This is a genomic window from Pseudomonas morbosilactucae (genome assembly GCF_023241665.1).
GTDB lineage: Bacteria > Pseudomonadota > Gammaproteobacteria > Pseudomonadales > Pseudomonadaceae > Aquipseudomonas > Aquipseudomonas morbosilactucae.
Map to the genome: position 1 here is coordinate 42,332 of NZ_JALQCX010000043.1, position 12,188 is coordinate 54,519.

Sequence of the window (12,188 nt, forward strand, 5' to 3'; positions counted from 1 at the left end):
GTTCGCTGAAGAAAGGACCGCCATCGCGGGCCGATGATTCCGTTTAATTGTCGCCATGCGCCAAGCGTTGCTGCAGCAGATGGAGGTGAAGGCAGCGCCGCGGCTGTTCTTAAAACTTTGAAATGATTTCCCGCTGGGGGAAATGTGACCCGCGCCTGTAATCTCCAAGTCCGTTTTTTCTTTCAGGATTTGCATGAACACCCGTTCGGAGCCTCCCAGTTGTCGCCACTCGCGCGCACACAGTTCTAACCTCGCTCAATCCGCCTCGCGGCCTTCGCTCGCTCAGCGGTTCGGCTGCCTAGCCGGTCTACCCTTCATTCGACGCTCACCCACCCTTGCCGGGTCTGCCGTGCAACGTTGCCCCATCGTTCGCCGTTCGCCCAGGGTTGACGCCTGGTCGTGCCTGGCCGTCTGAAATCACTAGAGAGATAGCGTCGTTTATATGGAATGGATTGCAGACCCCACGGCCTGGCTTGGCCTTCTGACCCTGATTGTCCTGGAGCTGGTGCTGGGCATCGATAACCTGGTGTTCATCGCCATCCTGGCCGACAAGCTGCCACCGGAGCAGCGTGACCGTGCGCGGCTGATCGGCCTGTCCCTGGCGCTGCTGATGCGCCTGGGCCTGTTGGCAAGTATTTCCTGGATGGTGACCCTGACCCAGCCGCTGTTCGAGGTGTTCGACAAGAGCTTCTCGGGCCGTGACCTGATCATGTTGTTCGGCGGTGTGTTCCTGTTGTTCAAGGCCACCATGGAATTGCATGAACGCCTGGAAGGCCACGTCAGCCAGCGGACCGGTAATGCTGCCTATGCGATGTTCTGGCCGATCGTGGCGCAGATCGTGGTGCTGGACGCGGTGTTCTCCCTGGACGCGGTGATTACCGCCGTGGGCATGGTCGAGCACCTGTCGGTGATGATGATTGCGGTGGTGGTGTCCATCGGCGTGATGATCGTTGCCAGCAAGCCGCTGACGCGCTTCGTCAACGAACACCCGACGGTGATCATGCTGTGCCTGGGCTTCCTGATGATGATCGGCTTCAGCCTGACCGCCGAAGGCCTGGGCTTCCATATCCCCAAAGGCTACCTGTACGCGGCCATCGGCTTCTCGATCCTCATCGAGCTGTTCAACCAGGTCGCCCGTGCGCGGCGCAAGAAGTCCATGCAGGGCCTGCGCCCCATGCGTGAGCGCACCGCCCATGCGGTTCTGCGCTTGCTGGGCGGGCGCAAGCTGGCCGCCGAGGAGGTGGGCGAAGAGATTGCCGACCTGCTGGACAACGGTGAGGAAAACACCGCCGAGCTGTTCGACCGCCGTGAGCGGGTGATGATCAGCGGTGTGCTGCAACTGGCCGAACGGCCGATTCGCACCCTGATGACGGTGCGTGCCGATGTGGATTACATCGACCTGGCCGACAGCCCGGAAGTGATCCGGACCAAGCTGATGCATTCGTCCTACTCGCGCCTGCCGCTGATTCGCGACGGTGCGGTGGATGAACCCCTGGGGTTCGTGCACAAGAAGGAGTTGCTCAAGGAATACCTGGCCGGCAACGAGCCGAACCTGGAACACCTGGCGCGTCAGGCGATCAACCTGCTGGACAGTTTTTCGATCCTCAACGCCCTGGAGCAGATGCGTAAGGCCTCGACCCACATTGCCTTTGTGATCAACGAATTCGGCGACTTTGTCGGCGTGTTGAGCATGACCGATATTCTGGAGTCGATTGCCGGCGAGCTGCCCGATGCCAGCGAAATCGAAGGGCCGGACATTGTCGAGGAGCAGGGTGGTTTTGTGGTCAGCGGTGCCTTGAACCTGTCGCAGATCCGCCAGCGCACCGGCTTCCAGGCCGAAGCCACCGAGGACTACCAGACCCTGGCCGGCTTGGTGATGAGCCTGCTGGACCGTCTGCCGGTCAAGGGCGACCGCCTGGAGTGGCAAGGCTGGAGCCTGCAGGTGGCGGCCGTGGAGGAGCGACGGGTGACCCGAGTGCTGCTGTCGCCGTTGGCGCCGGTGCAGGGTGTGGAAAGCACGCTGCCTTGATGGCCCCGAGCGCGGTGTGAGCTGCGCTCGACCCTGTGCTGAGGCTGCCTGGCGAGCGGTTCAACGAGGTCGGGTAGCTGGAAAACTGGCGACGTTAAATTGGCGATAATCGCCATTTGTCGGGAGATGAAAAAACGCCTCAAGAGAGGCGTGTCAAAATGATGTCACTCGCGGTTACTATGCGCCTCAGACCGCAGGCTCCATCAGAGAGCCGCGGCAACAACGTTGGGTTACTGGGGAGCACAGATGATGGGACGAGGTTTAGTGATGTACGCCTCAGGGATGCTGCTGGTATTGGCGGCGTTCGCCATCGTCATGCTGACGCTTCTGGGCTGACCGCTGATGCGTTGAATTTCGTTATCGTTGAAAAAGGCATCCCTGGATGCCTTTTTTAATGCCTGTCAGTTCGGTTGACGCACTTTCAGGGCCACGCTCTCGGCGTTGAAACGACGAGAAGCGGCAGCCACTTCCTTGCTGACCACGGTCTTGCCGATGGGCGCCAGGGCAATCCCGGCCAGCTTCAAGTGCTGGATCCCGAACGGGATGCCGATGATGGTGATAAAGCATGCCAGGGCCGAGCACAGGTGCCCGATGGCCAGCCAGATGCCTGCCACCAGGAACCAGATGATGTTGCCGATCAAGCCCAGGCCGCTGGTGCCCAGGTCCTCTCGGTTATTCAACTCTTTGCGGCTGATGGCCTCCTTGCCGAACGGGAAGAACGAGAAGCTGCCGATCACAAAACAGGCTCGGCCCCAAGGGATGCCGATGATGCTGATAAACGCCAGCAGGCCATAGAGCCACCAGAGCAGGCCCATAAACACGCCGCCGAGGATAAACCAGAGAAAATTGCCGATTGCACGCATTTGCCGCTTCCTTGATTGCAGATGGATTTCACGGGGCGGAGGGTAGCGGATGTACACCCACGGGGAAAAGCTGGTCGGTCAATTCCTCGATCTTTTCCTGCGCATTGATAAATTTGTCCATGCGTGCGCCGCCGGATTGCGAGTTGTAACTGGCGCTGCCGATGGGCTTGCCGTCCTGATACACAGTGATCTGCGCCATGGCCATGTACAGCGCCATGTCCCACCGCCACAGGCCGATGTACTGGCTGGACAGCGGGCAGGCGTCAGGCTGGGCCGTAGAAGGCAGGGTCAGCACCTCGAAACCCTTGTTTTGCAGGGCCTGACCATAGGCCTGGGTGAAGCCCTCACGTAGTCCGGTAGCGGGGATCAGGCATATTTTGCTACCTGCGGCGGGCGTCGGGTTCACCGGTGATACGTGCTGGGTAATGCTGCAGGCGGTCAGCAGCGAAACAACGCCAAGCAGGAGCAGTGAGCGCATAAGAACATCCATGTGTCGGTCGCCAAGGGGGGGGGCGGGGTGGCCATATGCTATCCATTCAGGTGAAGGGCGCATAGGCACCGGCCAAGCCAATGTGACCATGGGCGAGCGCAACCCGACCTTTCGCGCAGGGCCGGTGACGGTGCTGGAGTTGGGCGGGGCCATTGCGCCGAGCTCGGGCCTGTAAACCGACGGTGCGCTCTCCTTGGTCGCCGGCCTGCCGGAGCATTGGGCCAGCGAACGTTGGTAGAGACCGTTGAGGTTTTTACGACGTGGGCAACGGCGGTTGGCTAAGCACCCCCAGCAACACCGGTATGTCCGAATCCTGCGCCGCAAAGTGGACCGTCACTTCACCTGTACCCGCTCCAGTGATCACCGCCGTGGCCTGGACGTGAAACGGCCCTATGCGAATGACATTGCTGGCCAAGTCCTGGGCCTGCCCCAGGCTGTGGGCGGTCAAGGTCATGTTGGGCCGAAAGCCGACCAGTGCCCCTTTGGGCAGCAGGCCGATGGCGCCGTTGGCGCTGAAAAAATCGGGTGCGGTCGCCGGCAGCGGGTACCGGCCGGGATCGAACAGCGCCGGGTTGAACCAGGCACCAGGGCTGAGGGGAAAGCGCCCAAACTGCTCCACGGACAGATCCATCTCGACCCAGGTATCGCCCGTCGGAGGCGAGGTCGATTGCAACGATGTGTTCGGGCGCCGCTCGATAAAGGGCGGCCATTGCGCTCCGCCCAGGGTTTGCCCCAGCAAGGCGGGTTGAGGCACGGGCGACACGCGGATGCGTGCCCGGTGCAGCAATCGTTGGCGCGCGCGAGGGCCCTTGAGCACCGCGGTGCTGTTGCGCCAAGTGGGCAGTGTCTGGTCCCAGTTGTCCAGGCGGTAGCTGGGGCAAAACAAGGTGCTGGCCTGCGCTGCGTTGGCGGCCATATTGACGGCGGTCGGTTGTTGCAGGGAGGCCAGCTGGTATTGCTCCAGCGCCATCGGCAAGGGCGCCACCGGGATAGCCGGCGACGTGCCGGGCGCGGCCGGGTGCAACGGCGGCGCGCTGCTCAGCAGGTAGTCGAGGTAGACCCCGTAGGCGGAAAACAGGTCGCTGTGTGGCGAGTAACTGGGCGTGGGGGCGGGGATGGCATTGCCCAGTTGGTAGATGCTCCAGTTGCGGATCCCGGGGTCTGCGCTGCCCAGGTCACTGAAGGTGTTGATGGCGGTGATGGACAGTAGTTCGCCGCTGGCGACCTGTGCCCACTCGGTGAGGGTCTGTTGGTACAACTGCCAGATCGAGGAGTCGTTCGGCACGAGGCAGGCTCTTTGTGGTGCGTTCGACTCCCCCTTGGTTGTCGTGGCCAAGGGGGAGTCGGGCAGGGGCTAGACGCCGAGTTTATTGCTGATAACGCCGAGTAGGATTGGCACGGTGCTGCTCAGTGGGCCGATAGTCACCGAGGCGGAGGCATCGTTGAACTGGATGTCCTGCTTGCTGCCGTTGGTCGAGGTGCTCAGGGAGCCGAGACGGAACGGACCGATGCCGATCGATGTGGTGGTGTTGGCTTGCCAGTTGCTTTTGACGTTGCTGTAGTCATTGGCGTTCATGGTCAGGGTCACCGTGGGTTCAAAACCCAACACCACTTGGGTAGCGATCGCGGACAAAGCGCCGCCGTCGCCGAAAAATGCCGGTGCGCCGGACTTCAGACGGTTGTGATTGAGGGCCACCAGGCCGGCATCCCACCATTGCCCTGGCGCGATGAAAAAGCTGCCGAGCCCGGTGAAGTCCACTTGCAGGGAGAAGTCGCTGCTGCTGGTGTTGATGCTGGTTTTCTGGCCGCTGGTGGAGCCTCCCAGAGAGAAGTTGAAGAAGTCGCCGAACAGGCTGGCATTGGCGGAGGCGCTCCAGCCGAACTGGTCCAGGCTGTAGGAGTTGCTGCTGGAAGTAATGCGGATCGACCCTCCGGCTTGGTGCTTGCCCGCGACGCTGGCGGCTTGCCACTCGCTGTATTTGGTACCGAATGCCTGGAGGGTGTAGGACGGTGCCAGTGAGAAAACCAGGTCGCTGGTGGGCGTTGGCGCGTTGCCGCCGATCGTCACCGGCTGGGAGCCTGGTGGGGCGATGCTGCCGGAGGCCACCTTCATGTTGAAGGCATTCTGGCCCAGCAGGCTTTGCGCGCCGTTCAGCCCAACTTTGGTCCTGGCTTGCTGGAGGACGGTGTAGCCGGGGCCGTAGACCTGGATCATCAGGCTGTCATAGGCGCTGGCAGCGCCGATCAGTGCATTGTTCGCAGAAACATAGGCCGGGTAGTTTTGCCCCACCCAATCCTGGAAGGCCGGGATGTTGGGGAAGATGTTTTTAGCCGTGTTATAGGCGCTGAAGGCTTTGCCCTGGGCAGTGGTGAAGGTGTCTTGCGCCGAGTTCAGATTGGCGGTGGCGATGTTCACCTGGCTGGTCAGGTTCGGGTTGAGCACGGCGCCCGGATCGATCCAGTCGAGGAAGGTGGCATAGCTCGAAAGCAGGCTGCTGCCGGCCGAGTAGGATGGGCTGTTGGCCGGCACCACATCGCCGAGGCCATGGATGTAATAGTTGCCGACGGCGGGCTCGCTATTGCCCAAATCGATATTGAGGGTGGTCGAGCCAGCACTGAATTGTTGCTGCGGGCCAATGCCAGCCGGCAGGGCGATTGCCTGCAGCTCTCCCATCCATTTTTTCCACAAGTCCAGCGTATCCACATTAGCCATGTCGTCTTGCTCCATATCGGTTGGGAAAACCGCGCATCGTGGCCACTGCCACGACCTCCAGTAGCGTTCGATGGGGTGCATCCATCGCTCGCCGGGAACAAAAGACTAAGGGTTGGTGGTGTGCGTGAATCTGCGCCTGCTGCTGATTTGCGGCCTCCAGGAGGCTGATTTCCCATCGGTATGTTTACCGATGCCTCCGGGCATTAACACCAGCCTTCGCGCAGGGCATAGCGGGTCAACTGGGCAATGCCCTTGATCCCCAGCTTGCGCATGATGTGCTCGCGGTGGGTGCTGACGGTCTTGCTGCTGATGTGCATGCGCTCGGCAATGTCCCGGGTGGTCAGGCCCTCCACCAGCAACTGGAGGATCTGCCGTTCCCGCGGACTCAAGGGAGGCCCTTCACCACCGGGTTGTCGGGCGGGGTTCGAGCGCTGGCTGATGACCATCGCGGTGGCGATCTCCGGGGACAGGTAAAACTTGCCTTGGGCCACGGCCTGCACGGCCTTGAGCAACTCGTCCACGGCGCAGTCCTTGAGCAGGTACCCCGAGGCCCCGGCGTCCAGGGCGGCACTGACCCGGCGTTGCTCGCCGTGGGCCGAGACGCAGAGAAAACGCGGCGCCAGAGCCTTGCGTTGGGCGCGCAGCATGGTGTCGATGCCGTTCAGCAGCGGCATTTCAAGGTCGATGATCACCAGGTCCACAGGTTGTTCGGCGATCAGCGCCAAGGCTTCCAGGCCATTGGCCGCGTGCCCGACGATTTTCAGTCCGGGCTCCTTGCCCAGTAACGCGGCCAAGCCCTGGCGAAACAGCACATGGTCGTCGGCCAACAGGATGTTCATCGGGCTGGGCGTCATGAGGCACCCCGTGCTGCGCGGCCGAGCGGTTGGCCTGGCACCAGCAGGTGCACGCGAGCGCCCAGGCCTGCATTGCCCTCCAGCACGAGCGAGCCCTGCAGGGCTTTGAGTTGCAAGGCGATGCTGCACAGGCCGAAGCCTCTGGACGAGCCCCTGACCCCCGGTGGAAAGCCACAGCCGTTGTCTTCGACGCTCAGGGTCAACTGCCGGTCCCGATAGGTGCAGCGCAGGGTGGCCTGGGTGGCGCCGCTGTGCTTGCGCACATTGCTCAGCAACTCCTCGGCCATGCGCAACAGGGCCTTGGTGGTGTCCGGGGGCAATGGGCTGTGAAGGTGCTGCAGCTCCAGGGTGATGGGCGCAGCGTCGGGAAAACGCGCCCCGAGTTCACGAACCAGCCTGGCCAACCCTTGTTCCAAGGGCGGCGGTGCCTGGTTGCCGAGGTCATGCAGCACCCGACGCAGGCTGCTGGAGGCTTCGCGGATCAACGCTTGGACCTCTTCGACCAAGGGTTTGACGTCGCTGGCGGCAACCTGCTCCCCCAGTTCGGCCAGGCGCAGTTGGGCCAGTGCCAGATGCTGTCCGGCGTGATCGTGCAGTTGGCAGGCAATCCGCAGGCGTTCGTGCTCCAAAGGGGACGGGCAGGCAGGCGGTGGGACACACTTGGGGTGGCGTGACATTCCATGTCTCCATTGACGACGTTTAGGTTCGTGCGCAGTGCCCGAACAGGTGCAGTGCTGCTGGCCTTCCTGGCCATGGCCGCCGTTGTGCGGGAGGTGGCCAGGAGGGGATGGGTCGAGGCAGTGTCGAGAGGTTGCGGTTGCCGCTCAGAGTGCGCCTGTTGCCCTGTGCCGTGAATGTCCGGTGCCGTTCGGGGTTCCCTGTTTCGAACGGGCTGTGTTGAACCGGGCTCGGCCGACTGTGCTCCGGCGATGGGGCAATATCCTGGCTGGCGATTCCTCCGGCAATGAAGCTCGAGGGGGAGGGCACGCCTGCTTGGCCTGCCCTGGCCCGAAGGTGGTGATGAGGTAACGGATAATGGCTAATTGAAATTAAGCTGGGCGAGTGTAGCGTGGGTTTTGTGGCCGGGTGAAGCCGTTATACGCCCGCCGGCTGGGGAATTTTGTAAAGGTTTCGAGACAATGGAGACGCACGATGGCGCCACCTGGACTATCGAGCCGCGCAACTCGGCGGGGCCGGGCCTTGGCTCGTCTGCCAGGGGGTCAGCTCAACGTCAGGTAGGTGAGAGGCAAGGTGTTGCTGACCTTGATGTCTCGCAGGGAAATGTTCGAGCAGATACTCAGCACACCGGGCAGTTTTCTCAGGACTTTTTCCACGAAGCGGCTGTAGTCGTCCAGGTCCCGGGCCACCACCTGCAATAGGAAATCGGCTTCGCCCGTGGTGTTGTGGCAAGCCAGGACGTTGGGGCAGGCGATGATGATGTTTTCGAACTCGGCGGTGACCTCTTCCCCATGCTGGGTGCAGGCGATCTGCACAAAAGCCATGACCCCCATGCCGAGCTTTCGGCGGTTCAGCAAAGCCTGGTAACCCTCGATCACCCCAGCGTCTTCCAGGCGCTTTTGCCGACGCCAGCAAGAGGCCTCGCTCATCCCCAGTTGCTCGGCCAGCTTGGCATTGGACAGCTTGCCGTCCTGCTGCAGGCGGTCGGCAATGGCGGCGTCCAGTTTGTCGAATTTTTCCACCTGCAAGATCCTTTCAGTAACGGCTGGAGATCTGTAAGGCTATTTCGAGTTCTTCGATTATTCAACGGCAAATAGAAAGGTAAATTCACTCAGCGTCTTCATACTGATGAAATGTTTCAGATAAGGAGTAGTTCATGAAAGCAGTGGTTTTCGAAGCATTCTCCGCGCCGCCAACCATCCAGACCGTCGCCGACCCTACGCCCGAGAATCACGGCGTGGTGGTCAAGGTCATGGCCACCGGCGTCTGCCGCAGCGACTGGCACGGCTGGGTCGGGCACGACAGCGACATTGAACTGCCCCATGTGCCCGGGCACGAACTGGCAGGGATTGTCGAGGCGGTGGGTAAGGACGTGACCCGCTGGAACGTCGGCGACCGCATCACCGTGCCCTTTGTCGGCGGTTGCGGCGCTTGCCCGGAGTGCAGTGCCGGCCACCACCAAGTGTGCGACCGGCAGTTCCAACCCGGCTTCACCCACTGGGGCTCGTTTGCAGAATACGTGTCGTTGCACCAGGCCGACATCAACCTGGTTGCACTGCCCGAGAGCCTGGATTTCACCACTGCCGCCAGCCTGGGGTGCCGCTTTGTCACCTCGTTTCGCGCCGTGGTCGACCAGGGCCAGGTCCGCGCCGGGCAGTGGGTGGCGGTCCACGGTTGTGGCGGCGTGGGCTTGTCGGCGGTGATGATTGCCAGCGCCATGGGCGCCAACGTAGTGGCCATCGACATCGCTGAAGACAAGCTGGAACTGGCCCGCAGCCTGGGCGCGGTCGCCACCGTCAACGCCAACCAAGTGGCGAACGTGGTGGAGGCCGTTCGTGACATCACCCAGGGCGGCGCCCACGTCTCGCTGGATGCCCTGGGCCACCCCACGACCTGCTTCAATTCCATCAGCAACCTGCGTAAACGCGGCAAGCATGTGCAGGTTGGGCTGATGCTGGGCGAGCAGAGCACGCCGATCATTCCCATGAGCACGGTGATCGCCAAGGAACTGGAAATTCTCGGCAGCCACGGCATGCAGGCGCACCGCTACGACGCGATGTTCGCCATGATGCAGTCGGGCAAACTGGAGCCACAGAAACTGATCGGCAAGACCATCAGCCTGGAACAGTCGATCGACGCGCTGATGAACATGGACAAGTTCGAAGTGGCAGGGGTAACGGTGGTCAATCGCTTCTAAAACGTGGGGGCGGTATTGCTCATCAGGCCGGTCGCTGACCCACGTAGGAGCCGGCTTGCCAGCGATGCCGCCCCCGATATCCCTGGCAAAAAATCTCCCAGCCCGTCTTTACATCCACCCTCCCATTCCTCATCATCCGCGCCGTCTACGTTTCGCTGCTGACCAGACAATTCCAGCCACCAATCGGGTGGTTGTTTTGTTGCGTCCAAGAAAAGCAGTTGAAAATGACCCAGACACCTCTCAAAAGAATTCAGCACAAGCTCGCCCGTTCCGGGGTGGCCATCGAACGCCTGAATCCCAACTCTCTTTCTATCTCTTCGACCAATGCTGCCGGGCTCAAGGTGGATTTGCTGCTGCCCGAGAACTTTGCCATCGAAGAAAAAGCCATCCTCCAATTGATGGATTTCGCCAAGGTCGCCCACCCCCATGGCGGCGAGGTGAAGTGCGCCTGCGCCACGCCCGACTTCCACACCGGCAGCCCGATTCCGGTGGGCAGTGTGATTGTCACCAGCCACGACATGGTGGTGCCGCAAGCCATCGGCACCGACATTAATTGCGGCATGCGCCTGCACAAACTGGGGTTGAACTACGAGCAGTTCATGGCGCAAAAAGCCAAGTGGACCGCCCTGGTACGTGGGGATCTGCTGGAGGGCACGCGCAATATCCCCACCAGCCCAACGGCCATGACCGCACTGTTTCAAGCGGGACTGGGGGACTTCTGGGCCCAGGTGCAGCAGCAGGACCCGATCGGGTTGTTTGCCGGGGCGGATTTCGCCCAGTTACAGCGTGAGCTGTCGGGCCTGCATGAGTCGTCGTTCGCCCGAGGCAGCGCCGACTACGCGCCGGAAGCCTTGCAGGACCGTTCGCGGAAAATCCTCCGCGACCCGGGCCTGGGTTCCCTGGGGGGCGGCAATCACTTTGTCGAGATCCAGGTGGTCACCGAACTGGTGGACCGCCAGGCCTGTTTCGCCCAAGGCCTGTCTGTGGGGCAGGTGGTGATGATGATCCACACCGGCTCACGGGACGTGGGCTTCTATGTCGGCCGGCGCTGGATGGACAAGGCCAAGGCCCTGTGGCCGTTGGGGATCAAGCACCCTGAATCGAAAATCTTTGCCCTGCTTGGCGACATGGCCGATGAGTACCTGTTGGCCATGCACAGCGCTGCCCATTACGCCGACGCCAATCGGGCGCTGATTGCCGAGATGGTGCGCCAGCGTACGCGGCAAGTCTTTGGTGCGGGCATCGAGGCGCCGCTGATCGTCGACGTGCCCCATAACATCGTGCTGCGCGAAGAAGACGGCAATGTCCACCGCAAGGGCGCCACACCGGCCTACGCCGGGCAACCGCTGCTGATCCCGGGGAGCATGGGGCACGATTCCTACCTGCTCACCGGGCTGGGCAATCAACGCTGGCTGCGCTCGGCCAGCCACGGTGCGGGGCGCTCCATGTCCCGCAGTGAGGTGGTGTTCAAAGCCAAGAAGGACAAGGCCTTCCTCGGCCTGCAGGGCGTGGAGTGCATCACCACCAAGGAAGAACGGATGATCGAAGAGGCACCGGGCGCCTACAAGGAGATTGGCCAGGTGATCCAGTCCCAGGTGGAAGAGGGCACGGTATCGGTGATGGCGCGCTTTTCGCCGATTTTGACCTTCAAGGCCTAACACACACCCTCGTTTTGGGTCTGTACGCACATCCATTGCTGTGGGAGCTGGGCGTGCGGATCAAAAGCCAGAACACACAAAGGCATCTGAGAGCGTTCAGTGAGCGCTGGGGAGCGGCGGTTTGCTGCTCTGGCCGCGATCAAGCGTTTTTTTGAACATTCAGAAGTGCCTGATGTGTCGGTGACTTGGGCGAATCTAGTATCGACATCCGTTGAAGGGCCAAAAGGCTGGTGGCCGCGCAGCAAGGACGAGAGCGGCTACCAGGACCTGCTCCTCTAATCCCGATTTTTACTTGAGATACACAACATGGACGTTCGTCAGTTTGCCTTCCTGGCTCGCCAGCCTTCTGCTGCCCTGCAATCCCGGCATTCCTTCTGGGGCCTGCCAAAGCGCGGACTGGCCTTCATGCTGGCCAACCTGATGTTCTGGCAGCCGCTGTGGGTGATGGCCGACGGCATCGTGGTCAACGGCAGCGGCACCCGTCTCGGCCAGGCGGGCAATGGCGTGCCCATCGTCAACATCGCCAAGCCCAATGGCGGCGGCCTGTCCCACAACAAGTTCAGCGATTACAACGTTGGCTCGCAGGGGGTGATCCTCAACAACGCCACGAGCCGCACCCAGGAAACTCAGCTCGGTGGGATCATCCTCGGCAACCCCAACCTGGGCGGCCGTTCGGCCACGGTGATCCTTAACGAGGTCAACGGCG

General features: G+C 61.8%; 11 protein-coding genes. 4 read left to right on the forward strand and 7 right to left on the reverse strand.

From position 1 onward, the window contains the following. The first annotated feature begins 442 nt into the window (after positions 1-442). On the forward strand, positions 443-2,029 hold the full coding sequence (locus tag M1B35_RS22565; RefSeq protein ID WP_268263120.1) for a TerC family protein: 1,587 nt from the start codon (positions 443-445) through the stop codon (positions 2,027-2,029). 401 nt (positions 2,030-2,430) lie between these two features. Here M1B35_RS22565 and M1B35_RS22570 read toward each other — a convergent pair whose 3' ends face one another. The 7 genes from M1B35_RS22570 to M1B35_RS22600 all read right to left on the reverse strand — a co-directional run bounded on the left by M1B35_RS22570 (position 2,431) and on the right by M1B35_RS22600 (position 8,649). Then, positions 2,431-2,892, reverse strand: a complete 462-nt coding sequence (locus tag M1B35_RS22570) for a YccF domain-containing protein (protein ID WP_123336047.1) — start codon at positions 2,890-2,892, stop codon at positions 2,431-2,433. A gap of 28 nt (positions 2,893-2,920) precedes the next feature. Next, positions 2,921-3,370, reverse strand: a complete 450-nt coding sequence (locus M1B35_RS22575; RefSeq protein WP_268263121.1) for an Sbal_3080 family lipoprotein — start codon at positions 3,368-3,370, stop codon at positions 2,921-2,923. Between the two features lie 265 nt (positions 3,371-3,635). Further along, positions 3,636-4,667 carry a hypothetical protein gene (locus M1B35_RS22580; protein ID WP_268263122.1) on the reverse strand — a complete coding sequence of 344 codons (1,032 nt, stop codon included), beginning with the start codon at positions 4,665-4,667 and terminating at the stop codon, positions 3,636-3,638. Positions 4,668-4,736: 69 nt separating this feature from the next. Beyond that, positions 4,737-6,095: a hypothetical protein gene (locus tag M1B35_RS22585; RefSeq protein WP_268263123.1), complete on the reverse strand. Its 1,359-nt coding sequence runs from the start codon at positions 6,093-6,095 to the stop codon at positions 4,737-4,739. A gap of 203 nt (positions 6,096-6,298) precedes the next feature. Continuing rightward, positions 6,299-6,949 (reverse strand): response regulator, encoded by a 651-nt coding sequence (locus M1B35_RS22590; protein WP_268263124.1) that lies wholly within the window; start codon positions 6,947-6,949, stop codon positions 6,299-6,301. Further along, positions 6,946-7,626, reverse strand: a complete 681-nt coding sequence (locus tag M1B35_RS22595) for a sensor histidine kinase (RefSeq protein ID WP_268263125.1) — start codon at positions 7,624-7,626, stop codon at positions 6,946-6,948. The genes M1B35_RS22590 and M1B35_RS22595 overlap by 4 nt, the downstream gene beginning before the upstream one ends. Before the next feature lie 543 nt (positions 7,627-8,169). Next, complete coding sequence (locus M1B35_RS22600) at positions 8,170-8,649, reverse strand: Lrp/AsnC family transcriptional regulator (protein WP_123336059.1); 480 nt, start codon at positions 8,647-8,649, stop codon at positions 8,170-8,172. Positions 8,650-8,783: 134 nt separating this feature from the next. Here M1B35_RS22600 and M1B35_RS22605 point away from each other — a divergent pair, with 134 nt between their 5' ends. The 3 genes from M1B35_RS22605 to M1B35_RS22615 all read left to right on the forward strand — a co-directional run. Then, the gene (locus tag M1B35_RS22605) at positions 8,784-9,824 is read left to right on the forward strand and encodes a zinc-dependent alcohol dehydrogenase family protein (RefSeq protein ID WP_268263126.1); all 1,041 of its coding nucleotides are present in this window, start codon (positions 8,784-8,786) and stop codon (positions 9,822-9,824) included. Positions 9,825-10,048: 224 nt separating this feature from the next. Beyond that, positions 10,049-11,482, forward strand: a complete 1,434-nt coding sequence (locus tag M1B35_RS22610) for an RtcB family protein (protein WP_268263127.1) — start codon at positions 10,049-10,051, stop codon at positions 11,480-11,482. 306 nt (positions 11,483-11,788) lie between these two features. Next, the coding region (locus M1B35_RS22615) for a two-partner secretion domain-containing protein (protein WP_268263128.1) at positions 11,789-12,188 on the forward strand (400 nt) is incomplete at its 3' end.

Coding starts and splice junctions, on each gene's coding strand:
- M1B35_RS22565 (WP_268263120.1), top strand. CDS start 443: ATGGAATGGATTGCAGACCCCACGGCCTGGCTTGGCCTTCTGACCCTG.
- M1B35_RS22610 (WP_268263127.1), top strand. CDS start 10,049: ATGACCCAGACACCTCTCAAAAGAATTCAGCACAAGCTCGCCCGTTCC.
- M1B35_RS22570 (WP_123336047.1), bottom strand. CDS start 2,892: ATGCGTGCAATCGGCAATTTTCTCTGGTTTATCCTCGGCGGCGTGTTT.
- M1B35_RS22605 (WP_268263126.1), top strand. CDS start 8,784: ATGAAAGCAGTGGTTTTCGAAGCATTCTCCGCGCCGCCAACCATCCAG.
- M1B35_RS22575 (WP_268263121.1), bottom strand. CDS start 3,370: ATGCGCTCACTGCTCCTGCTTGGCGTTGTTTCGCTGCTGACCGCCTGC.
- M1B35_RS22585 (WP_268263123.1), bottom strand. CDS start 6,095: ATGGCTAATGTGGATACGCTGGACTTGTGGAAAAAATGGATGGGAGAG.
- M1B35_RS22595 (WP_268263125.1), bottom strand. CDS start 7,626: ATGTCACGCCACCCCAAGTGTGTCCCACCGCCTGCCTGCCCGTCCCCT.
- M1B35_RS22590 (WP_268263124.1), bottom strand. CDS start 6,949: ATGACGCCCAGCCCGATGAACATCCTGTTGGCCGACGACCATGTGCTG.